The following is a 21,201-nucleotide window of genomic DNA, read 5'->3' on the forward strand; positions in this document are numbered from 1 at the left end:
GTTCGACCCTGATGTCTCCCGGATCACCGCCATAGGTAGACACGCTACATGTAGCCTCCAAACCTATGGATGCGCTCGTGCTCGCCCGGCTGCAGTTCGCCGTGACGACCTCGTTCCACTTCTTGTTCGTGCTGCTGACCCTCGGGCTGGTCACCCTGGTCGCGATCACGCAGACCCGCGCCCATCGCCGGGGCGATCCGGTGCTGTGGCGGATGACCCGGTTCTGGGGCCACCTCTACGTGATCAACTACGCGGTCGGCATCGCCACCGGGATCGTCATGGAGTTCCAGTTCGGGTTGAACTGGAGCGGGCTGTCGGCCTTCGCGGGCGATGTGTTCGGCGCGCCGCTGGCGGTGGAGACGCTGGTCGCGTTCTTCCTGGAGTCGACGTTCCTCGGCCTGTGGATCTTCGGCTGGGACCGGCTGTCCCCGCGCCTGCACCTGGCGCTGATCTGGCTGGTCGCGCTGACCGCCTACGCGTCCGCGCTGTGGATCATGAGCGCGAACGCGTTCCTGCAGCACCCGGTCGGCTACGAGCTGAGCGACGGTGTGCTGCGGCTGACCGACTTCGGCGCGCTGCTGTCCAACCCCACCTTCGGGTCGGCGCTCCTGCACGTGCTGACCGCCGCGCTGCTGACCGGTGGCGTGGTGATGGCGGGCATCAGCGCGTGGCACCTGCTGCGCGGCACCGCCGAGACGGAGTTCTTCCGGCGCTCGATGCGCCAGGGCGTCATCGCGGCAGCGGTGAGCGCGCCGTTCGTCGTCGGCGCGGGCATCGCCCAGTTCCCCATCATCAACGAGCTCCAGCCGGACAAGCTCGGCGAGGACACCGGCGCGCTGGGCATCCCGCTGGCCCTGATGATGAACATCGGCGTCGTCCTGCTGATCACGAACCTGGTGCTGGCGCACATGCGGAGACGCCAGCCGAGGTGGGCGCTGTGGCTGGCGGTGCTGGCGATCCCGTGGCCGTTCGTGGCCGCCATCAGCGGGTGGGTCTTCCGCGAGGTGGGCAGGCAGCCGTGGCTGGTCTACGGCCTGCTGCGCACCGAGGACGCGGCCAGCCAGACCGATCCGACGATGATGCTGCTCTCGTTCGTCGCCTTCACCGCCATGTTCGCCGCGCTGGCGTTCCTCGACTGGCGGCTGCTCGCCAAGGTCGCCCGGCGCGGCCCGGTCTCGACCCCGGAGTTCGTCCCCCAGGAGGTGCGGGCGTGGTGACGCTGTGGTTCGTCCTGCTCGGCGTGCTGTTCGCCGGATACTTCGCGCTCGCGGGCGCCGACTACGGAACCGCGCTGCTGATGCGCGCCGCCCCGCCGGAGCGCCGCCGCGAGGTGCTCGCGGCGACGGGCCCGTTCTTCCTGGGCAACGAGGTGTGGCTGGTGGCGGCGGTCGGCGTCCTGTTCGGCGCGTTCCCCCGGCTGGAGGGCGAGCTGCTGTCGGCGCTGTACCCGGTGCTGGTGGCGCTGCTGGTCGCGCTCATCGGCTACACGGCCGCCGTGCAGCTGCGGGGCCGGTGGCACGCGGGCGCCAAAGCGGGCTGGGACGCGCTGATCGTCGGCGGGGCCGGGATCGTGGCCGTCGGCTGGGGCGTGTTCCTGGGCGCGCTGCTCAACGGGCTGCCGCTGGACGCGGACGGCCACCGCTCGGGGAGCCTGTTCTCCCCCGTCGCGGTCGTGTCCGGGCTGGCCTTCGCCGCGCTGGTCGCCGTGCACGGCGCGGTGTTCCTGACCTGGCGCTCCACTGTGGACGTCCGGCGGCTCGTGCCGGTGCTGTCCCGGGCCGCCGCGGTCCTGGTCGGCGCGGTCGTGGCGCTGGCGGCGGTGGGGGTGACCGGCGTCGAGCCGCTGATCGCGGTGCCCGGCGCGGTCGCGGTGATCGCGCTCGTGCTGGTGGCGCCCAGGCTGAGCCCGGCGCGCGCGACGCTGTGCACAGGCCTGGCGTGCGGGTTGCCGGTGCTGGTGATCGGCGCCGCCCGCTGGCCGGTCGCGCTGGCCTCGACCGCCGACCCGGCGGGCACGCTCACGGTCGCGGAGGCCGCCGCCGGTCCGGCGACGCTCGGGGTGCTGGTGTGGTTCGCCGCGCTCGTGCTGCCGCTGGTGGCGGCGTTCCAGGGCATGTGCTGGTGGGCCTTCCGGGGCGACCGTCGCCCGGTGTTCTGGTGAGGACCCTTCCGGGCGGCCGCGGCTACCTGGCGGTCCTCGGCGCGTTCGGGGCCGCCACCGCGGTCGCGGTGCTGGTCCAGGCGGAGCTGCTGGCGTCGTTCCTGGTGGAGCCGACCGTCTCGGCCGCCGTGGTCGCCGGTCTGGCGATCGCGGCGCGGGCCGGGATCGGCTGGGCCCGCGAGGTCGTCGCGGCCCGCACCGCGGCCCGGGTGACGCACTCGCTGCGCACCCGGGTCCTCGACGGCGTGCCCGGGGACGCCGGGTCGACGGTCACGCTGCTCACCCGGGGTCTGGACGCGCTGCGCCCCTACCTCACCGGGTACCTGCCCGCGGTGGCGGTCGCGGCGGTCGTGCCGCTGGCGGTCCTGGTGCGGCTGGCGTTCGTCGACCTGACCTCGGCGCTGGTGGTCGCGCTGACGCTGCCGCTGGTGCCGGTGTTCGCCGCGCTGGTCGGCAGGCACACGGCAGCGCGCACCCAGTGGGCGGCGCTGGCCCGGCTCGGCGGCCACTTCCTCGACGTCCTGCGCGGCCTGCCGACGCTGCGGCTGTTCCAGCGGGTGCGGGCGCAGTCGGAGACCGTGCGCGCCATGGCCCGCGCCCACACCGACCTGACCATGCGCACGCTGCGGGTGGCGTTCCTGTCGGCGCTCGTGCTGGAGCTGGTGGCGACGCTGTCGGTGGCGCTGGTGGCCGTGCCGGTCGGCCTGCGGCTGCTCTCCGGCGGGGTGGCGGCGCACACCGCCGTGCTGATCCTGGTGCTGACCCCGGAGGCGTACCTGCCGCTGCGCGCGGCGGGGGCGCGCTTCCACGCCAGCACGGACGGGCTGGCCGCGCTGAACGCGGCGCTGGCCGTGCCGCGCCCGCCCACGCGCGGCACGGCCCGCCCGCCGGACCCGCGCGTCGCCGACATCGCCTTCGAGGGCGTCACGGTGTCCTATCCGGACCGGGGCGCGGTGCTGCGGTCGGTCGACCTGCGGATCGAGCCGGGCGAGCGCATCGCGGTGGCGGGGCCGAGCGGCGCGGGCAAGAGCACGCTGCTGGCGGTGCTGCTCGGCCTGGTCACGCCCTCGGCGGGGCGGGTGGCCGTCGGCGGGGTCGACCTGCGCGAGCTGGACCCGGCGGCCTGGCGCGCGCACCTGGCCTGGGTGCCGCAGCGGCCCTGGCTGTTCGCCGGGAGCGTGCGCGCCAACGTCGCGCTCGGCGGCCCGGACGTCGACACCGCGCTGGCCGCCGCGGACCTGGCCGGACTGGACGGCCCGGTCGGCGAGCTGTCCACCGGCCAGGCCCAGCGCGTCGCCCTGGCCAGGGCGCTGGCGAGGCCCGCCGGGCTGGTCCTGCTGGACGAGCCGACCGCGCACCTCGACGGAACCGGTGAACGCGTCCTCCTGACCGCCTGGCGGGCACTCGACCAGACCTCGCTGGTGGTCGCGCACCGTCCGGTGTTCCTACGGGAAGCCTCCCGCGTGCTGATCGTGCGGGACGGGGTGGTGGTGTGAGGATCGTCGGGGCGGCGGCGGCGTCCGTGGGGGCGGAGCTGGCCGGAGTCGGGCTGATGGCCACGGCGGGGTGGTTGCTGCTGCGGGCGGCCGAGCGTCCGCAGCTGGGGGCGTTGGCCATCGCGATCGTGCTGGTGCGCACGCTGGCGCTGGGGCGGGGCGGGCTGCGCTACGGCGAGCGGTTGGCCGGGCATCGCGCGGTGTTGGAGTACGTGACCGAGCTGCGCGGGCGCATCTACGACGCCGTCGCCCGGCGGCGGGACGCCCTGTCGCACGGCGACGCGCTGAGCCGCCTGGTGTCCGATGTGGACGCCGTGCAGGACGCGGTCCTGCGGTGCCTGCTGCCGTGGATCACCGCGGCCGTCGTCGGCCTCACCGCGGCGGGGGCGGCGTTCCTGGTCGATCCGAGAGCGGGCGCGGTCGTGCTGGCCGGGCTCGTCGCGGTGGCCCTCGCCGGGGTCGTGCGCTCCCCCGACACCACCGGTCCCGCATTGCGCGCGCGGCTCGCGGAGGAGGCCGACGAGCTGATCGGCGGCGCTCCCGAGCTGGCCGTCTTCGGCGCGACCGGCCGCTTCCGGGACCGCGCCGTCGCGACCTCCGCGCGCATCGCCGCGCTGGACCGCGCCGCGCCGGACGGGGTCGCCTCGGCGTTCGTCGCGGTCGTGGGCGGGGCGACGGCGCTGGCGGCGGGCGTGCTGACCGCGCACCGCGGGCTGCCGGTGGCGGCCGCCGTCGTGCTGGGCCTGCTCGGCGTCTTCGAGACGGCCATGCCCGCCGTGGTCGCCGCCCGCCGCTGGCCCGCCGCCCGCGCCGCGCTCGCCCGCATCCGCGACCTGCTCGCCAACACCCCCGACGAGCCCGCGCCCACGGGCGAGGTCCGGCTCGTCCGCGCCACCGTCGCGGGCCGGGTGTCCGAGGTCGACCTGGAGGTGCCTGCGGGCCGCAAGATCGCCCTGGTGGGACCCAGCGGCTCCGGCAAGACGACCCTGTTGCGCCTGATCGAGGGCAGTGTCCGCCCCACAGGGGGCGCCGCGGTGGCCGCCGACCCGAACGTCGTGCGCGGCGCGTTCGCCGACGACCACGTCTTCACCGCGACCCTGCGCGACAACGTCCTCCTGGGCGCCGACGCCGAACCGGACGACACCGCGCTGGCCCCCTGGCTGTCCACCCTCCCGGACGGCTGGGCCACCGAGCTGAGCGCGACCACCCTGTCCGGCGGCCAGCGCGCCCGCCTGCTCCTGGCCCGCGCCCGCACCGCGCGACCGGACGTCCTCCTGCTGGACGAGCCCGTCGAGGGCCTGGACCCGGCGACGGCGGACGCGCTGCTCGCCGACGTCCTCACCCGCCCGGGCGCGGTGGTCGTCGCCACCCACCGCCTGGGCGCGCTACCGCACGCGGACGAGATCCTCGTCCTCGACAACGGCCGTGTCGTGCAGCGCGGACACCATGACGTGCTCGTCGAGCAGGCGGGCTACTACCGCGACCACTGGCTCAGCGAACGGGCCCTGGACGAGTTCGCACGTCCCGCATCGGCGGGCGGTCGGCGACCGGGACCGTGAGGGTGTCCGGCAGCCATTCGCCGCCGACCTGCACGAACTGGGTGAGCCGATCGGAGGCGACCGGCACGCCGCAGCGGGCGAAGACCGTGCCGAGGATCTGCCTGGCCATCACGCCCAACTGCTGCAGCGAGCGGTTGCGGTGCTTGCGGACACCGAGGTTGACCTGCGCGATCCCGTCGAGGCCGTAGGCGGTGTGGGCGTCGAGCAGCAGGCCGATCTCCACGCCGTAGCCGCCTGCGAAGGGCACCGACTCCAGGAACGCCCGGGTGCCCGCGTACTCGCCGCCGAGGGGCTGGATGACCTCGGACAGCTCGGGGCGCAGCGCGGCCAGGACCGGGCGGGCCAGCAGCTCGGTGACCCGGCCGCCGCCGGTGCCGTGCTCGGCGGACTCCACGCGCAGCGGGCGGCGGTAGAAGCCCTTGACCAGGTGCACGCCCGAGGCGGTCAGCAGCGGGCCGAGCAGGGCGGGGACGAACGCCGGGTCGGGGTCGACCAGGTCGGAGTCGAGGAAGACGAGCAGGTCGCCGGTGGTGGCGGCCAGCGACCGCCACAGGACCTCGCCCTTGCCGGGCAGCGGCGGCAGGTCGGGCAGGACGTCGGCGCGGCGCACGACCCGCGCGCCCGCCTCGGCGGCCACCCGCGCGGTGCTGTCGGTCGAGCCCGAGTCGAGCACCACCAGCTCGTCCACCAGGGTGCCCAGCAGCGGCCGGACCGAGGCCACGACCGCGCCGACGGTGGCCTCCTCGTCCAGCGCGGGCAGCACGACGCTGACCGTGCGCGCGCCCTTGGCCAGCACGAGCTGCGACACCGTCCACTCCGGACTCTGCCAGGTCCGGTCGGCGAGCAGGCGCTGGTCGTTCACGCCAGCGCCCGCACGGCCCGGGCGGGCGGCCGTGTCCCGGCGATGCCCGCCACCATGTCCACCACGTGCCGGGTGCGGCGGACCTCGTGGGCGCGGAAGACCCGCGCGCCCGTCCACGCGGCGACCGCAGTGGCCGCCAGCGTCCCGTCCACCCGCTCGCCCAGCTCCACGCCCAGGGTCTCGCCGACGAAGTCCTTGTTGGACAGCGCCATCAGCACCGGCCATCCGGTCGCCACCAGCCGGTCGAGGTGGCGCAGCAGGGCGAGGCCGTGCCAGGTGTTCTTGCCGAAGTCGTGCGTCGGGTCGATCAGCACACCCTCCCTGGGCACGCCGATGGCCACCATCCGCTCGGCCCGCGCGACCAGTTCGTCGACCACCTCGGCGACGACGTCGTCGTAGCGGACGCGGTGCGGGTCGGTGCGGGGGGCGGCGCCGCCGGTGTGCGAGCAGACGATGCCCACGCCGTGCTCGGCGGCGACCTCGGCCAGCCGGGGGTCGGCGCCCGCCCAGGTGTCGTTGATCAGGTCCGCGCCCGCGGCGCACACCGCGGCGCCGACCTCGTGGCGCCAGGTGTCGACGCTGATGACGACATCCGGGTGCCGGTCGCGGACCGCCTCGACCATCGGCACGACCCGGCGGGCCTCCTCGGCGGCGTCCACCGGCTCCCCGTGCGAGCCCGCCCGCACCCCGCCGATGTCGACGATGTCCGCGCCGTCGGCGACGGCCTGGTCGACGGCGGCCAGCGCGGCCTCGGCGGCGAAGGTGGCGCCGCGGTCGTAGAAGGAGTCGCGGGTGCGGTTGACGATCGCCATGACGAGCGCGCGATCCTGGGGGACGGTGCGGGCGCCAAAGCGAAGGACAGTCACGACTCCCCACTTTACCGACGTGAGGCAGGTCTCCTCGGGCTCGGTGGGGTCGGGTGCGGGGAACTACAGTTGAACCCGACTGAGGAGGACCAGCCGTGTTCTACCGCGCCCTGCGTTTCTTGCTCTCGTCCCTCACGAGGGTGTTCCTCCGTCCGGTGGTCACCGGCGCGGAGCTGGTGCCCGCGAAAGGACCGGTCATCCTGGCGGTGAACCACCTGTCGGTGATCGACAGCTTCCTGGTCCCGATGATGCTCCGCAGGCCGGTCAGCTTCCTGGCCAAGGCCGAGTACTTCCAGGGCGGCTCCCCCCGCAAGCGCCTCGTCGGCACCCTGTTCCGGGCACTCGGCGCGATCCCCGTCGACCGCGACAACAGCCGCGCGGCCCTGGCGTCGCTGGACGTGGCGGGCGAGGTCCTGGACCGGGGCGCGGCCTTCGCCATCCACCCCGAGGGCACCCGCTCCCTGGACGGCAAGCTGCACCGCGGCCGCACCGGCGTCGCCCAGCTGGCACTGGAGCACAAGGCCTGCGTGGTCCCCGTCGGCGTGATCGGCACCGACCGCGTCCTCCCGGCGGGCGCCCGGTTCCCCCGCCGCCACCGCATCGAGATCCGCTTCGGCGAACCCCTGTACTTCGACCGCTACGACGGCCTCACCAACTCCCTCCCCATCCGCAGGGCGGTAACGGACGAGGTCATGTACGCCATCATGGAGCTGTCCGGCCAGGAGTACGTCGACTCCTACCACAAGCGCTCCAACGACCCAGCGGCCTGATCACCCACTCATCGCACGCCGGCCAGGTCAGCAAGGCTCGCCGCAGGTATCCCCTTCGGCGCTGACGTGTAGTTCTGATCAGCCAGGGGAGGCGAACCAGCCCTCCCACGGCGATCAGCAGACCCGTCGCAGCCGACTTGGCGCGCACGCCGAGGACGGGCCAGCGAGAGTTGCCGCAGGTGAACCGGACCTCTGCCCTACGACCAGCAGACCTGCCGCAGCGACTCCCGGGCGCCGAGGCCGAATTAACAAGGGGTCGCCACGGGCGTCGCCCGGATGCTGATGGTGCGACCGCTGATCAGCCGGGGGTAGGCGAACCAGCCCTCCCGCGCGACGGCCAGCGCGTCCGTGGCCGCGCGCGACGAGGCCAGGTCAGCGAGACTGCCGCAGGTGGCACCGGTGCTGACGTGCAGCCCCTGATCAGCCAGGGGAGGCGAACCAGCCCTCTCGAACAGAGACCAGCAGACCCGCCGCAGCCGACTCCGCGCACGCCGACGACAGGTCGGCGAGGGTCGACGCGGGTGTCGTCCCGGTGCTGGCCGTGCGGCTTCTGATTCGCCACGGGTCGAACGTCGCTCGGTCGTCCACCAGGTCGATGTCGACCTCGCCGCCGTTCGGCTCGATGAATCGGCAGCCTGCGCCGTGCATTTGGTACGTCAGGTCGCCGACCTGCCCGGACCTTGGGATCTCCCGCGTCCGGTGGAGTCCTACGAACGCGGCCAGGGAGTCGTGTTCGCGGCTGACGCGCTCGTCCACCCGCCGTAAAGCTGCCAGGTAGTCGGCTATCTCCTCGGCGGGCTGCACCGTCATCCTGCGCAGGCGTCCAGGGCCTCGTCCACCGACCGGGTGACGATCAGGGCGTCCAGGGCTGCCTGGCCGACGAAGCCGCGGCCGGACAGTTCGCGGGTCCACTCCAGCAGGCCTGCCCAGTGGTCGTCGGGATCGAGGAGGACCACGGGCTTCTGGTGCATGCCCAGGTAGCGGGAGGTCCACACCTCGAACAGCTCCTCGCAGGTGCCGAGGCCGCCGGGGAGGGCGAGGAAGGCGTCGGCGCGGTCGTCCATCTCGCGTTTCCGCTCGCGCATGGTGTCGACGACGATGAGCTCGTCGGCCTCCGGGTCGGCCTTCTCCAGGGCGACGAGGCCCTGGGGGATCACGCCGACGGTCTTGGCCCCGCCCCGGCGGGCCGCGCGGGCCAGGACGCCCATCATCGCCGCGGACGAGCCGCCCCAGACCAGGGACCAGTCGCGGGCGGCGAGGCCAGCGCCCACGGCGTCGGCGAGGTCGAGGTACGCGCGCGGGACGTTGTCGTTGGAGCCGCAGTAGACGCAGAGGCTCAGTGCGTGTCGATCCATGCCTGGTAGGCCTCCTCGACCACGCGCACGGCGTCGTCGACATCGTCGGTCAGGTGGAGCAGGGCCAGGTCCTTCTCGCCGATCTTGCCCGCGGCGTGGACGGAGTCGCACAGCCAGTCGTAGAGGCCGGACCAGTAGTCGCGGCCGAAGAGGACGACCGGGAACTTGGTCACCTTCTTGGTCTGGACCAGCGTCAGCGCCTCGAACAGCTCGTCGAGGGTGCCGAAGCCGCCCGGCAGGCAGATGAACGCCTGCGAGTACTTGATGAACATCGTCTTGCGCGCGAAGAAGTACCGGAAGTTCACCCCGAGGTCGACCCACGGGTTGAGCCCCTGCTCGAACGGCAGCTCGATGCCCAGCCCGACGGACAGCCCGCCCGCCTCGGACGCGCCGCGGTTGACCGCCTCCATGGTCCCGGGACCGCCGCCGGTAATGGTGGCGAAGCCCGCCGCCGCCAGCGCCGCGCCGATCTTGCGCCCGGTGCCGTACTCGGGGTCCTCCCGCTTGGTGCGGGCCGACCCGAAGACGGTGACCGCGCGCGGGACCTCGGCCAGCGCCCCGAAGCCCTCGACGAACTCGGCCTGGATGCGCAGCACCCGCCACGGGTCGGTGTGCACCCAGTCGCTGGGCCCGCGGGAGTCGAGCAGGCGCTGGTCGGTGGTGGTCTCCTCGTCGCTGCGCCCCCGGCGCAGGGTGACGGGGCCGCGCTGCTTCTCGCGCGGATGCGGGTCCTCGGTGGTCACCCCGGCGAGTCTAGGGAACGCCCGGCGGGCGCGGCGGCGTCGGAGCGGGCATGACGACCGACATCGACAAGACCCTGCGGGCCTTCCGGACCAGGATCAGCGCCCTGGAGGAGCGGCGCGCCGTCGAGCGCGCCGCGCTGCCCGCCCGGCTGATCGCGCCCGCCGTCGCGGCGGCGGCCGTCGTGCTCACCGCCCTCCCCTGGGTCACCGACCGCCGGGAGACGTCCACCCTGTGGGGCCTGGTCGACCAGCACGGCGGGCAGCCGTTCGCCCTGCTGGCGGCCGTGCTCGCGCTGGCCGCGACGGCGACGGCGGCCGCCTGCGCCGAGGAGGTGGCCGCCGGGGCGAAGGCAGCCGCGGTCGTCCTGGGCGCGACCGTGCTCGGCCTGCTGGTCTGGCTGGGACAGGTCGTCGACGGCGACTGGTGGCCCGCCCCGTGGCTGGTCGCGGCCAGCGCGCCGGGCCTGGTCGTGACCGTCTTCAGGCGCTGACGAACCGGGTCAGCACCTGGGCGCAGCGGCGGATCTCCGACTCGCGCACGTTCTCCTGCTGGGTGTGGGCCAGGGTCGGGTCGCCGGGGCCGAAGTTGATGGCCGGGATGCCCAGCGCGGCGAAGCGCGAGACGTCGGTCCAGCCGAGCTTGGCCACCGGGGTGCCACCCGCGGCCTCGACCATCCGCTGGGCGGCGGGCGTCGCCAGGCCGGGCAGGGCGCCCGCGGCGTAGTCGAGGACGGTCAGGTCGCCGAAGACCTCGCGCAGGTGGGCCTCGGCCTCGGCGGGCGAGCGGTCCGGCGCGAAGCGGTGGTTGACCACCAGCACGGCCTCGTCGGGCACGACGTTGCCCGCCACGCCGCCGGAGACCGAGACGGCCTGCAGGCCCTCGCGGTAGAGGCAGCCGTCGATCTCGACCGTCCTGGGGTGGTACTCCGCCAACGCGCGCAGCGGGCGCTCCAGGGCGTGGATGGCGTTCTCGCCCATCCAGCCCCGGGCTGTGTGCGCGCGCACGCCCTTGGCGCGGATCTCGACGCGCATCGTGCCCTGGCAGCCCGCCTCCACGACCGCGTTCGACGGCTCGCAGACGATGGCCAGGTCGCCGGTCATCCAGTCGCGCAGCTCGCGCTCGATGCGGGTCAGGCCGTTGCTCGCGAAGTCGATCTCCTCGCAGTCGTAGAAGACGAACGTCAGGTCGTGGCTCGGGTCGGTGACGGTGGCGGCCAGGTGCAGCATGACCGCGACGCCGCCCTTCATGTCGACCGTGCCCAGCCCGTGCAGCACGCCGTCGGTGCGGTGCAGGGGCAGGTTCTGGTTGACCGGCACGGTGTCCAGGTGCCCGGCGAACACCACGCGGGACGGCCTGCCCAGGGACGTGCGGGCCAGCACGGCGTTGCCGGAGCGGATGGTCTCCAGGTGCGGGGCCTGGCGCCGCAGCGCCGATTCGACGGCGTCGGCCAGCTCCGCCTCCTCCCGGGACACGCTCGGCACGTCCACCAGGGCGGCGGTCAGCTCGACAGGGTCAGCGGTGATATCCAGGGCGACGGTCACGTCCGGCCACGCTATACGGTGGGGCCCGTGAGCAGTGCAGACACCACCGGCGCGAGCGGCGTCGGACTGGCGACCATCACCGCAGACGGCACCGTGCTTGACGTCTGGTTCCCCAACCCCGCACTCGGCGAGCACGACGCCTCGGGCACCACGCGGACCAGCGACTTCGCCGATCAGGTCGGGCCGGACAAGGACCGCGACGTCGAGGTCGTCGCGGTGCGGACGACCATCGCGGACCTGGCCGAGGCCCCGGTCGACGCCTACGACGTCTACCTGCGCCTGCACCTGCTCTCCGCGCGCCTGGTCAAGCCGCACGGCGCGAACCTCGACGGCGTGTTCGGCCTGCTCAGCAACGTCGTGTGGACCAACCACGGGCCGTGCGCCGTGGCGGGCTTCGAGGCCGTCCGGCTGCGCCTGCGCGCCCGCGGCCCGGTCACCGTGTACGGCGTGGACAAGTTCCCCCGGATGGTCGACTACGTCCTGCCCACCGGCGTGCGCGTCGCCGACGCCGACCGGGTCCGCCTCGGCGCGCACCTGGCCGAGGGCACGACGGTCATGCACGAGGGCTTCGTGAACTTCAACGCGGGCACGCTGGGCGCGTCGATGGTCGAGGGCCGCATCTCCGCGGGCGTGGTGGTCGGCGACGGCTCCGACGTCGGCGGCGGCGCGTCGATCATGGGCACGCTCTCCGGCGGCGGCAAGGAGACCATCCGGGTCGGCGAGCGCTGCCTGATCGGCGCGAACGCGGGCGTGGGCATCTCGCTGGGCGACGACTGCGTGGTGGAGGCCGGGCTCTACGTCACGGCGGGCACCAAGGTGACCCTGCCCGACGGCACGGCGACCAAGGCGCGCGAGCTGTCCGGGCAGAACGGCCTGCTGTTCATCCGCAACTCCACCACCGGGGCCGTCGAGGTCCGTCCGAGGACGGGGCAGGGCATCGCGCTCAACGCCGCTTTGCACGCGAACTGACTAACCTTGGCTGGATGAGCGCTCTCACCGAGCACGTCCGGGCCCGGCTCGACGACCAGGTCCGGGCGCTCACCCGGCATGCCGCGGGCATCCAGGCCGACAACGACCCCGAGCACGTGCACCGGCTGCGGGTGGCCGTGCGGCGGGCGCGTGCCGTCCTCAGGGCGGTGCGCTCCCACAAGCACCTGCGGGCCGAGCTGAAGTGGCTCGGCGGGGTGTGCGGCGACGTCCGCGACGACGACGTGCTGCTCGCCCGCCTGCGCGCGTCCGCGGCGGGGTTCACCGACGACGAGCGCGCGGCCGTCGAACGCCTGCTGTCCGGGATGGAGAAGCAGCGGCGCGGCGCGCGCAGGCACATGCTCGCCGCGCTGCGCAGCGCCCGCTTCCGGAGTCTGCTCGCCTCCCTCGAGGAGGCCGCGCGGGAGGCCGAGCCCGACGCGGGACCGGTGCTGAAGCGGCCGCGCCGCAGGTTCGCCAAGGCCGTGGCGGGGCTCGGCGATGACCCCGCCGACGAGGAGCTGCACCGGCTGCGCATCCGGGGCAAGCGTTTGCGATACGCCGCCGAGCTGCACGGCAAGAAGGCGAAACCGGTGGTCAAGGCCGCGAAGCGGCTGCAGGACATCCTCGGCGACCACCAGGACGCCGTGGTCGCCGAGGAGCGCGTCCGCGCCCTGCTCGACACGATGGACGACGTGCCCCTCGACGTCGCGCTCGTCGCCGGGCGGCTGATCGAGCGCGAGCACGCGCGCAAGTCCGCCTGCCGGGCGCGCTGGCGCGCGGCGGCGGCGAAGGTCGGGGCGAAGGCAAGCGCGCTGTAGAAACGATCACATATTACCAGCGGGTAATGTCGCGGACACCCTCGGTGTGCTAACCCTTCTGGGGGACACAGCATCCGATCGGAGGACGCGATGACCGCACCGGTGGTCGAGCAGGTTGTCGATACGGACCGGTATCCGCTGGACGATCCGGGCGTGGTGGCCGGGGCGCGGGCCGAGCTGGCCGAGTCCGGCTGCTGCGTGCTCGCCGACTTCATCCGCCCGGAACTGCGCGAGACGCTGCGTCGCGAGGGCGCGGACATCGCCCCGATGGCGCACTACGACACCGAGACCGTCAACGCGTACAACATCCCCGTCGACAGCGACCTCCCCGACGACCACCCCGGCCGCCGGACCATGGTGCGCGGCAACGCTTTTGTGCCATGGGATCGCATTCCGGCCACCGCGGTTATCAACAAGCTCTACAGAAGCCCGGTTTTCCAGCGATTCGTCGCTGACTGCTTCGGACTGTCCGAAGTGCACGAACTGGCCGACCCGCTCGCCGGGCTGTGCCTGAACGTCGTGCGCCCCGGCATGGCGCACCCGTGGCACTTCGACACCAACGAGTTCACCGTCAGCATGCTGACGCAGGAGGCCGACGACGGCGGCGTCTTCGAGTACTGCCCCAACATCCGCTCGGCCGACGCGGAGAACCTGGCCGATGTCCGCGCCGTCCTCGACGGGGACACCCGGCCGGTGCGGCGGCTCGCCCTGCGGCCCGGTGACCTGCAGCTGTTCAAGGGCCGGTATTCCCTGCACCGGGTGACCGAGGTCGGCGGCGAGACCCAGCGCCACTCGGCGATTTTCGCCTACAGCGAGCGGCCCGGTGTCGTCGGCAGCCCCGCGCGGACCCGGCAGCTGTTCGGCCGCGTGCTGCCCGTCCACGAGCGGCGCCCGGTGCGCGGCGACGACCTTCTGGACTGACGCGATGAAACTGGACGCCACCGGGAAGGTCTCGCTCGACCACATCTACACCGCCCCCGACCCCCGCCCGTTCTTCAGCACCCTGCGCGGCCTGGACTACCGGGTGCCGCAGCTGGCCAAGCCGCACTTCGCCGAGCTGATCGCCCGCTCCGGCGCGGCCAGGGTGCTCGACATCGGCTGCTCGTACGGCGTCAACGCCGCCCTGCTGCGCTGCGACCTGACGATGGACGACCTGTACGCGCGCTACCCCGCCGACGACCGCCCGCGCGCCGAACTGCTCCTCGCCGACCGCGAACTGGTGCGCGCCCGCGGCGACCGGTCCTGGTTCGCGGGCCTGGACGCCTCCCGCCCCGCGCTGGACTACGCCCTGGCCGCGGGCTTCCTCGACGACGCCGTCCACGCCGACCTGGAGTCCAACGAGCCCACTGCCGCGCAGCGGGCCCTGTTCGACAGCGTCGACCTGGTGATCTCCACCGGCTGCATCGGCTACGTCACCGAGGCGACGCTGGCGCGCGTCGCGGGCGAGCGGACCCCGTGGATGGCGCACTTCGTGCTGCGCATGTTCCCGTTCACGCCCATCGCCGACCGCCTCGACGCGCTGGGCTACGAGACGGAGGTGGTGGACCGGATGTTCCCGCAGCGCCGGTTCGCCTCCGACGACGAGCAGGAACAGGTGCTCGACACCCTCGCCCAGGTCGGCGTCGACCCGTCCGGGTGGGAGACCGAGGGCTGGCTGTACGCCCGATTGCACATCTCCCGGCCCCGCGCCAGAGTTCTCCCCTGATCACTCCCCGCAGAGAAGGTTGACCCGTGAATAGTGCAGAGCTGTCGACGCGGACCTTCGGCAACGACGACCGGCTCCCCCGGGTGCCGCTGCCGACGCTGGAGGAGTCCTGCGACCGCTTCCTGCGGTGGTGCGCGCCGCTGCTGACGCCCGCCGAGCTGGCCGAGACCGAGGCGGCGGTGGCCGAGTTCCTCGCCCCGGACAGCCCTGCCCGCACGCTGCACGCCGAGTTGGAGAAGTACGACGCGACCGAGGGCGTGCGCAGCTGGCTCGACCTGTTCTGGCCGTCGCGGTACCTGGGCAGGCGGGACCGGATCGCGCTCAACGCCAACTTTTTCTTCCTGTTCGAGGACGTCCCGCTCGGGCAGGTCGAGCGGGCGGTGTCGCTGGTGTCCGCCGCGGTGGACTACAAGCTGGCGCTGGACGTCGAGGCCGTGCCGCCGGTGGTGCTGCGGGGTCAGCCGCAGTCGATGGAGCAGCAGAAGTTCCTGTTCTCCACGACCCGGATCCCCGGGGTGCGGCAGGACACCGTGCGCGCGCCCTACGGGCACGGGTGGGACGGTCCGTCGCCCGCGCGGCACATCGCCGTCTTCCACCGGGGCGCGGTGTACTCGCTGGACGTGCTCTCCGACGGGCGGCCGTACCCGGCGGAGGCGCTGGCCGAGGGGCTGCGGTCGATCATGGCCGAGGCGGTGCGCCCCGCGTCGCCCGTCGGCCACCTGACGACGAAGGCCCGCGCCGAGTGGGCGGCCTCCCGGGAGGCGCTGCTGCGCGAGAACGCGGAGGCGGTGGAGGTCATCGAGTCCGCGCTGTTCTGCCTGTGCCTTGAGGACTTCGCCCCGGCGGACACGCAGGCCGCGTGCGACCAGCTCCTGCACGGCGACAGCGGCAACCGCTGGTTCGACAAGGCCGTCTCGCTGATCGTCTTCGCCGACGGCAGGGCGGGCATCAACGTCGAGCACTGCGGCCTGGACGGCACCACGATCCTGGCCTTCACCGACGCCCTGCTGCGCCCGATCATCCCCCGGTCGACGGAGTTCGCCGCCGGATCGCCCGCCGTCACGCCCGTCGAGTTCACTGTGGACGACGCGCTGCGCGCGGACATCGCCGAGGCGGCGTCGTCGTTCGCCGCGTACGCCGCCGACACGGCGACCTCGATCGTCTCCTTCCCCGACTTCGGCGCGGACGCGATCAAGGCGCTCGGCATGTCGCCGGACGCGTTCGTGCAGATGGCGTACCAACTGGCGCACAAGCGGTCCAAGGGCCTGACGGGCGCGACGTACGAGTCGATCGCCACCCGCCAGTTCCAGAACGGCCGCACCGAGGCGATGCGCGTGGTGACGCCGGAGGTCCTGGCCTTCGTCGAGGCGATGGACGACCCGTCGCCGGAGGTCCGCCGCGCTGCCTTCCGCGCCGCGGCGGCAGCGCACGTCGCCAGGGCCAAGGAGTGCCAGGCGGGCCAGGCGCCGGAACAGCACCTGTGGGAACTGCAGTGGATCCAGCGCCGCCAGGGCGGCACCGCCCCCCTGCCCCTGTACGACTCCCCCGGCTGGCTGATCATGCGCGACGACTACCTGAGCACGTCGTCGGCCCCGTCGACCACCATCCAGTACTTCGGCTTCGGCTCGACGAGCAAGCAGTGCATCGGCGTCGCCTACGTCCTGCTCCCCGACCGCTTCAACGTCTACCTCAGCACCCCGCGCGCGGTCTCCCACGAGATGATGAAGTTCGCCGACCACCTCCGCGACGCGGTGGCCGAACTGGGCGCCCTACTGGCGGACTGAGGGCCGCTCCCCGGGCAGCGCGTCGAGCACGTCGACGTGCTGCCCGGTGACGGCGATGTCGCGGGCGAGGTGAAGGAGCAGCACCGCGATTCCCGCACCATGAGGTCGGCCGCCTCGCGGGGAGATCACGCCATCGTCAGGCGGACGACGGCGGCGGTGACGCGTTCGTCGGAGGCCGTCAGGGCGATGCGGACGTGCTTGCCGCCCGTGGGGCCGTAGAAGGTGCCGGGCGCGGCGAGGATGCCGTGGTCGGCCAGCCAGGAGACGGTGTCCCACGCCGGTTCCCCGCGCGTCGCCCACAGGTACAGGCCCGCCTGGGAGTGGTCGATGGTGAAGCCCGCCTCCGCCAGCGCGGCCCGCAGCGCCTCGCGGCGGCGGCCGAACCGGGCCTTCTGCGCGGCGACGTGGTCGTCGTCGGTCAGGGCGGCGGTCATGGCCGCCTGGACCGGGAACGGGACGATCATGCCCGCGTGCTTGCGCAGTTCCAGCAGGCGCGAGACCAGGGCGGGATCACCGGTGACGAAACCGGCGCGGTAGCCGGCGAGGCTCGACGACTTCGACAGCGAGTGCACCGCCAGCAGACCGGTGAAGTCGCCGTCGCAGACCGAGGGGTGCAGGATCGACACCGGCTCGGCGTCCCAGCCCAGCGACAGGTAGCACTCGTCCGAGGCGACGACGACGCCCCGCGAGCGCGCCCAGTCCACGACCTTGCGCAGGTGCTCGACCGGCAGCACCTTCCCCGTCGGGTTCGCCGGGGAGTTCAGCCACAGCAGCGACGGCGTGGCAGGCCCGATCTGGGTCAGGCTGTCGGCGCGCGTCACCGACGCGCCCGCGAGCAGGGCGCCCACCTCGTAGGTCGGGTAGGCCACCTCGGGGATCACCACCGAGGTGGCGCCCAGCAGCGTCGGCAGCCAGGCCACCAGTTCCTTGGACCCGATGGTCGGCAGCACCGCCAGCGGGTCGAGCCCGACCACGCCGAACCGGCGCGCCATCGCCGCCACCGCGGCCACCCGCAGCGCGGGCGTGCCGTGCGTGGTCGGGTATCCGGGCACGTCCGACACCGACGCCAGCGCGGCGCGGATGACCTCCGGCACCGGGTCGACCGGGGTGCCCACCGACAGGTCGACCACGCCGTCGGGATGCGCTCGCGCGCGGGCGGCGTGGTCGGCCAGGCTGTCCCAGGGAAAGTCCGGAAGCGTGGTCACTCGTCGTGGGAGCGCGGGTCCAGCGCCTTGATCCAGTCCGGGTCGTTGCTGGTCTTGCCGGTCTTGGACGCACCGCCGGGGGAGCCGAGCTCGTCGAAGAAGTCCACGTTCGCCTTGGTGTAGGCGGCCCACTGGTCGGGCACGTCGTCCTCGTAGTAGATGGCCTCGACCGGGCAGACCGGCTCGCAGGCTCCGCAGTCGACGCACTCGTCGGGGTGGATGTAGAGCATCCGGTCCCCTTCGTAGATGCAGTCGACGGGGCACTCCTCGATGCAGGCCTTGTCGAGCAAATCGACGCAGGGCTCGGCGATCACGTACGTCACTGCGGTCTCCTGCTCCTTCTATCTTCGACGGCGCGCAGGCGTCCTTCTGCGCGACACCGGCCAGTATCCCCTGCCCCCCACTGTGACACGCAGCAGGTGCCATGTTGTTCACAATGCAGGAGAAGGTGGCCCCATCCGGCGAGACTGGGGTAGTGCACCCGATGGAGACCCTGGAGGGCGTCTGCGCCGACGCCTGGCCCGCCGTCGTCCGCCGCGACCTCGGCGACTGGCGGATGCGCGCGGCGGGCGGCTACACCGGACGGGCTAACAGCACGCTGGCGATCGGCGACCCCGGGCTGCCGCTGCACCGCGCCCTGGACACCGTCGTCGCCTTCTCCCGCGAGCACGGCATCCGCCCCTACCTGCAGGTCGTCAGCGGTTCACCCGTCGAGGAGGACCTGACCGACCACGGCTGGCGGGCGAACACCGCCCACGCCAAGGGCGCCGAGACGTACGTGCTCGTCGGCCCGACCCGGCCCGCGCCCGGCGATGTCCGCGACACCCCGCCCCCGGGCTGGCTGGAGGTCGCGGTGGGCGGCGTCCCGACACGTGCTCAAGAACACGTCCTCACCACCGGCCCGCGTGTCGGTTTCGCCACGGTGTGGGACGGCGACGCCATCGCCGGCATCGCGCGCGGCTGCGTCGTCGGGGCGTACCTGCACGTCGCGGTCCTGGAGGTGCGCCCTGAGCACCGCCGCAGGGGCCACGGCGCCGCGCTGCTCGCCGCGCTCGACCACTGGGCCGGGACGCCCTACCGGGTCCTCCAGGTCACGACGGCCAACACCGCCGCGGTGGCCCTCTACCGCCGCGAGAACCTCACCGAGTCCCACCGCTACCGATACTGGGTCGGCGACTGAGCCACTTGCGCCCCTTGCGCACCGCCCGCTTCAGGGCGGAGCGCTCGCCGAGGTAGTCGCCGAGGGCGCCGACGATCGGGAGCATGCCGATCAGCTGGTGGTAGAACCGGCCCTGCGGTCGCTTGTCCAGCTCCTCCCCCAGCGCGTAGAGGGTGCGGCCGAAGCGCCAGAGGGTGCGGGCGGCGGCCTTGACCGTCACCCGGCCGTGCTTGGCCGAGCTGGCGTCGAGCTCCTGGGTGAGGTCGGCGGTGGCGGCGTCCTCATCGGCGTCGGCCAGTCCCGCGCCGCGGGCCAGCTCGAGGGGGATGTCGCGGTCGAACAGGACGTGGGCGATCAGCCGGACGCGCTCGGCGGCGTCCAGGCCGTTCTCCATGCCGATCGCCGAGAGGACCAGGCCCTGGCCCGCGCTCGCCAGCGTCGTCTGGATCGGCAGGCGGTCGGCAAGGGCGCCGCCGACCCCGGGGATGGCCGCGATGAGCACCGTGAACCGGCCGACCCGGTTGAGCCACCAGTCCTCCCGCTCGGCGACGGTCATCCCGTCCCACGCCCGCGTCCCGGGCACGCGCACGTGCTCCAGGCCCGAGCGCAGCCGCTCGCGGATCGACTTGTCGACTTTCGCCAGGTGCTCGGTGTCTTCCCTGTCCGCGTCCGACCGGTCGGCCTCCGCGCTCGGCAGGACCTTGCGGACCAGGAAGAACGGGTTGGAGTCGCGCAGCGCGGCGAGCATGGGCGCGGTGGCCCGCACGAACGGCCGCAGGACGGACACCACGTGCTTGTCGGTGATGTACTCGGCCACGGGCCCAGTCTGGGTGATCGGCGCGGCGCCCGCAGGCTAGCCGCGCGTGTCCTGGTTGCGCGCGATGGCCGCCTTGGCCATCACGTCGCCGATCCGGAAGGCCGCCGGGAACGCGCCCGCGCCCAGCAACAGCAGCATCCGCCAGTCCGACAGGACGATCCGGTCGCCGCCGGGGCCGATGAGCACGAACAGCAGCAGCGTGCCCAGCCACACCCACAGCGGCGCGCCCGCGACCGCGGGCCGAGGGGCCACCCGGCCCGCCGCGCCGACCAGCCACCACATGCTGACCGCGGCGACCAGCGCGGAGATCGGGAACGGCGTGGCCCCGATGTCGGGCAGCAGCGTCCCGTCGAAGCGCAGCGGGAGGAAGAACAGCTCGAACACGGCGAGCACGGCGCTGATGGCCAACAACCCGCCCAGCGACCCGCGCTCCGCGCTCACGACGGCCACGCCCGGCTCATCGGTCCGCGCCCGCGTGCTCGACCGGGGCGAGCCCGCCGAACAGGTCGGTCTCCACCGGGCCGGACCCGGACGCCAGCACGTAGCACTCGCTGTCGAGCACCGGCTGGGCGATCCCGTTGGACAGCGCGTAGACGACGGTGTCCGCGGCCTCCCCCGCGCCCTGCCACACGCTGACCTGGGTCGCGTGGGCGCGCAGGGCCCGCAGCTTGGCGGGCAGGTGGTCGCCGATGGCCACCCGCGTGGTGATCTCCCGGTCGGCCACCACCGGCAGCTCGCCCGGCTCGGGCATCCGGTAGGGCAGGTCGACGCCCGCCAGCGCGGCCAGGCCCGCCTCGACGTCCCCCTCGGACACGACCGCGTAGTACAGCCGCTGCACCTCAGGGCAGCTCGCGAGCGCCGCGACGGTCACCTCGTGGGCGCGGATGTGGTCGGGGTGGCCGTATCCGCCGTCGGGCCCGTAGGTCACCACGACCTGGGGCCGCACCTCGGCCAGGATCGCCGCCAGGGCGGCGGCCTGCTCGTCGAGGTCGCCCCCGACGAACGCGCGGGGATGGGCGTTGGCGGGCGTGTCGACCATGCCGGAGTCCCGCCAGCGGCCCATGCCGCCGAGGTAGCGGTGGTCGGAGACGCCGAGCGCGGCGCACGCGGCGCGCAGCTCGGCCACCCGGTAGCCGCCGAGCTGGTCGGCGGCGTGCGCGCCGAGTTGGGCGAGCGAGTCGGGGATGATCTCGCCCTCCTCGCCCAGGGTGCAGGTCACCAGGGTCACCTGCACGCCCGCGGCGGCGTAGCGGGCGATGGTCCCGCCGGTCCACAGGCTCTCGTCGTCCGGGTGCGCGTGGACGAGCAGCAGTCGTGGTGGGGCTGTCAGCATCGGGGTCAGCCTATGCACAGTAAGGCGATGCAGGCGCGGGGACCCCGTGGTCCCCGC

Annotated in this window: 23 protein-coding genes; 12 read left to right on the forward strand and 11 right to left on the reverse strand. The window is 73.5% G+C overall.

What is annotated here, in order from left to right; translation table 11 throughout:
* Positions 1–65 precede the first annotated feature (65 nt).
* The 4 genes from IEY98_RS00760 to IEY98_RS33005 are packed head-to-tail and all read left to right on the forward strand — an operon-like array spanning position 66 to position 5,216.
* A complete protein-coding gene (locus tag IEY98_RS00760) occupies positions 66–1,217 on the forward strand; it encodes a cytochrome ubiquinol oxidase subunit I (RefSeq protein WP_189208341.1) in 1,152 nt (383 codons plus the stop codon).
* Entirely contained in the window at positions 1,211–2,161 is a 951-nt protein-coding gene (locus tag IEY98_RS00765; protein WP_189208342.1) for a cytochrome d ubiquinol oxidase subunit II, read from the forward strand. The genes IEY98_RS00760 and IEY98_RS00765 overlap by 7 nt, the downstream gene beginning before the upstream one ends.
* Entirely contained in the window at positions 2,158–3,657 is a 1,500-nt protein-coding gene (cydD, locus tag IEY98_RS00770; protein WP_189208343.1) for a thiol reductant ABC exporter subunit CydD, read from the forward strand. Before IEY98_RS00765 ends, cydD begins: the two co-directional genes overlap by 4 nt.
* Entirely contained in the window at positions 3,654–5,216 is a 1,563-nt protein-coding gene (locus tag IEY98_RS33005) for an amino acid ABC transporter ATP-binding/permease protein (protein WP_189208344.1), read from the forward strand. The genes cydD and IEY98_RS33005 overlap by 4 nt, the downstream gene beginning before the upstream one ends.
* Here the strand turns inward: IEY98_RS33005 and IEY98_RS00780 are convergent.
* Positions 5,149–6,078, reverse strand: coding sequence for a glucosyl-3-phosphoglycerate synthase (locus tag IEY98_RS00780; protein WP_229786404.1), 930 nt, complete (start codon positions 6,076–6,078; stop codon positions 5,149–5,151). The two genes, IEY98_RS33005 and IEY98_RS00780, sit on opposite strands and share 68 nt — an antisense overlap.
* Positions 6,075–6,890, reverse strand: coding sequence for a dihydropteroate synthase (gene folP, locus IEY98_RS00785; protein WP_189209955.1), 816 nt, complete (start codon positions 6,888–6,890; stop codon positions 6,075–6,077). The genes IEY98_RS00780 and folP overlap by 4 nt, the downstream gene beginning before the upstream one ends.
* 194 nt (positions 6,891–7,084) lie before the next feature.
* On the opposite strand from folP, the gene IEY98_RS00790 reads away from it, so the two are divergent.
* Positions 7,085–7,714, forward strand: coding sequence for a lysophospholipid acyltransferase family protein (locus tag IEY98_RS00790; protein ID WP_229786408.1), 630 nt, complete (start codon positions 7,085–7,087; stop codon positions 7,712–7,714).
* Between the two features lie 420 nt (positions 7,715–8,134).
* Here IEY98_RS00790 and IEY98_RS00795 read toward each other — a convergent pair whose 3' ends face one another.
* Genes IEY98_RS00795 through IEY98_RS00805 form a run of 3 tightly spaced genes read right to left on the reverse strand, consistent with a single transcriptional unit; the run spans position 8,135 to position 9,812 of the window.
* Positions 8,135–8,524: a DUF6896 domain-containing protein gene (locus tag IEY98_RS00795; RefSeq protein ID WP_189208346.1), complete on the reverse strand. Its 390-nt coding sequence runs from the start codon at positions 8,522–8,524 to the stop codon at positions 8,135–8,137.
* Positions 8,521–9,069: an LOG family protein gene (locus IEY98_RS00800; RefSeq protein WP_189208347.1), complete on the reverse strand. Its 549-nt coding sequence runs from the start codon at positions 9,067–9,069 to the stop codon at positions 8,521–8,523. Before IEY98_RS00800 ends, IEY98_RS00795 begins: the two co-directional genes overlap by 4 nt.
* Entirely contained in the window at positions 9,051–9,812 is a 762-nt protein-coding gene (locus IEY98_RS00805; protein WP_189208348.1) for an LOG family protein, read from the reverse strand. Before IEY98_RS00805 ends, IEY98_RS00800 begins: the two co-directional genes overlap by 19 nt.
* 50 nt (positions 9,813–9,862) lie before the next feature.
* Here IEY98_RS00805 and IEY98_RS00810 point away from each other — a divergent pair, with 50 nt between their 5' ends.
* On the forward strand, positions 9,863–10,303 hold the full coding sequence (locus IEY98_RS00810; protein ID WP_189208349.1) for a hypothetical protein: 441 nt from the start codon (positions 9,863–9,865) through the stop codon (positions 10,301–10,303).
* On the opposite strand, the gene dapE is transcribed toward IEY98_RS00810, so the two are convergent.
* The gene (dapE, locus tag IEY98_RS00815; protein ID WP_189208350.1) at positions 10,293–11,354 is read right to left on the reverse strand and encodes a succinyl-diaminopimelate desuccinylase; all 1,062 of its coding nucleotides are present in this window, start codon (positions 11,352–11,354) and stop codon (positions 10,293–10,295) included. The genes IEY98_RS00810 and dapE overlap by 11 nt on opposite strands.
* Before the next feature lie 27 nt (positions 11,355–11,381).
* Here dapE and dapD point away from each other — a divergent pair, with 27 nt between their 5' ends.
* The 5 genes from dapD to IEY98_RS00840 all read left to right on the forward strand — a co-directional run bounded on the left by dapD (position 11,382) and on the right by IEY98_RS00840 (position 16,630).
* On the forward strand, positions 11,382–12,323 hold the full coding sequence (dapD, locus tag IEY98_RS00820; RefSeq protein ID WP_189208351.1) for a 2,3,4,5-tetrahydropyridine-2,6-dicarboxylate N-succinyltransferase: 942 nt from the start codon (positions 11,382–11,384) through the stop codon (positions 12,321–12,323).
* Positions 12,324–12,337: 14 nt separating this feature from the next.
* Positions 12,338–13,141: a CHAD domain-containing protein gene (locus tag IEY98_RS00825; protein WP_189208352.1), complete on the forward strand. Its 804-nt coding sequence runs from the start codon at positions 12,338–12,340 to the stop codon at positions 13,139–13,141.
* A gap of 90 nt (positions 13,142–13,231) precedes the next feature.
* Positions 13,232–14,062 (forward strand): HalD/BesD family halogenase, encoded by an 831-nt coding sequence (locus tag IEY98_RS00830; RefSeq protein WP_189208353.1) that lies wholly within the window; start codon positions 13,232–13,234, stop codon positions 14,060–14,062.
* A gap of 4 nt (positions 14,063–14,066) precedes the next feature.
* Positions 14,067–14,846: a class I SAM-dependent methyltransferase gene (locus IEY98_RS00835; RefSeq protein ID WP_189208354.1), complete on the forward strand. Its 780-nt coding sequence runs from the start codon at positions 14,067–14,069 to the stop codon at positions 14,844–14,846.
* 26 nt (positions 14,847–14,872) lie between these two features.
* The gene (locus tag IEY98_RS00840) at positions 14,873–16,630 is read left to right on the forward strand and encodes a choline/carnitine O-acyltransferase (protein WP_189208355.1); all 1,758 of its coding nucleotides are present in this window, start codon (positions 14,873–14,875) and stop codon (positions 16,628–16,630) included.
* 125 nt (positions 16,631–16,755) lie between these two features.
* On the opposite strand, the gene dapC is transcribed toward IEY98_RS00840, so the two are convergent.
* Together dapC and fdxA are read right to left on the reverse strand one after the other, a co-directional pair.
* Positions 16,756–17,835 carry a succinyldiaminopimelate transaminase gene (dapC, locus tag IEY98_RS00845; RefSeq protein ID WP_189208356.1) on the reverse strand — a complete coding sequence of 360 codons (1,080 nt, stop codon included), beginning with the start codon at positions 17,833–17,835 and terminating at the stop codon, positions 16,756–16,758.
* Positions 17,832–18,158 (reverse strand): ferredoxin, encoded by a 327-nt coding sequence (gene fdxA / locus IEY98_RS00850; RefSeq protein WP_189208357.1) that lies wholly within the window; start codon positions 18,156–18,158, stop codon positions 17,832–17,834. Before fdxA ends, dapC begins: the two co-directional genes overlap by 4 nt.
* 161 nt (positions 18,159–18,319) lie before the next feature.
* Here fdxA and IEY98_RS00855 point away from each other — a divergent pair, with 161 nt between their 5' ends.
* Positions 18,320–19,015, forward strand: coding sequence for a GNAT family N-acetyltransferase (locus IEY98_RS00855; RefSeq protein WP_229786409.1), 696 nt, complete (start codon positions 18,320–18,322; stop codon positions 19,013–19,015).
* Here the strand turns inward: IEY98_RS00855 and IEY98_RS00860 are convergent.
* The 3 genes from IEY98_RS00860 to mshB are packed head-to-tail and all read right to left on the reverse strand — an operon-like array spanning position 18,975 to position 21,144.
* The gene (locus IEY98_RS00860) at positions 18,975–19,811 is read right to left on the reverse strand and encodes a hypothetical protein (protein WP_189208358.1); all 837 of its coding nucleotides are present in this window, start codon (positions 19,809–19,811) and stop codon (positions 18,975–18,977) included. The two genes, IEY98_RS00855 and IEY98_RS00860, sit on opposite strands and share 41 nt — an antisense overlap.
* Positions 19,812–19,847: 36 nt before the next feature.
* Positions 19,848–20,261, reverse strand: a complete 414-nt coding sequence (locus IEY98_RS00865; protein WP_189208359.1) for a hypothetical protein — start codon at positions 20,259–20,261, stop codon at positions 19,848–19,850.
* Between the two features lie 7 nt (positions 20,262–20,268).
* Complete coding sequence (gene mshB / locus IEY98_RS00870) at positions 20,269–21,144, reverse strand: N-acetyl-1-D-myo-inositol-2-amino-2-deoxy-alpha-D-glucopyranoside deacetylase (RefSeq protein WP_189208360.1); 876 nt, start codon at positions 21,142–21,144, stop codon at positions 20,269–20,271.
* Positions 21,145–21,201 lie beyond the last annotated feature (57 nt).

It is taken from the genome of Actinokineospora fastidiosa (genome assembly GCF_014648415.1).
Lineage (GTDB): Bacteria > Actinomycetota > Actinomycetes > Mycobacteriales > Pseudonocardiaceae > Actinokineospora > Actinokineospora fastidiosa.

Excerpts from the sequence above, each read along its gene's own strand:
- IEY98_RS00835 (WP_189208354.1), top strand. The coding sequence starts at position 14,067 with ATGAAACTGGACGCCACCGGGAAGGTCTCGCTCGACCACATCTACACC.
- IEY98_RS00760 (WP_189208341.1), top strand. The coding sequence starts at position 66 with ATGGATGCGCTCGTGCTCGCCCGGCTGCAGTTCGCCGTGACGACCTCG.
- IEY98_RS00800 (WP_189208347.1), bottom strand. The coding sequence starts at position 9,069 with ATGGATCGACACGCACTGAGCCTCTGCGTCTACTGCGGCTCCAACGAC.
- mshB (WP_189208360.1), bottom strand. The coding sequence starts at position 21,144 with ATGCTGACAGCCCCACCACGACTGCTGCTCGTCCACGCGCACCCGGAC.
- folP (WP_189209955.1), bottom strand. The coding sequence starts at position 6,890 with ATGGCGATCGTCAACCGCACCCGCGACTCCTTCTACGACCGCGGCGCC.
- IEY98_RS00795 (WP_189208346.1), bottom strand. The coding sequence starts at position 8,524 with ATGACGGTGCAGCCCGCCGAGGAGATAGCCGACTACCTGGCAGCTTTA.
- IEY98_RS00855 (WP_229786409.1), top strand. The coding sequence starts at position 18,320 with ATGGAGACCCTGGAGGGCGTCTGCGCCGACGCCTGGCCCGCCGTCGTC.
- IEY98_RS00830 (WP_189208353.1), top strand. The coding sequence starts at position 13,232 with ATGACCGCACCGGTGGTCGAGCAGGTTGTCGATACGGACCGGTATCCG.
- IEY98_RS00825 (WP_189208352.1), top strand. The coding sequence starts at position 12,338 with ATGAGCGCTCTCACCGAGCACGTCCGGGCCCGGCTCGACGACCAGGTC.
- IEY98_RS00810 (WP_189208349.1), top strand. The coding sequence starts at position 9,863 with ATGACGACCGACATCGACAAGACCCTGCGGGCCTTCCGGACCAGGATC.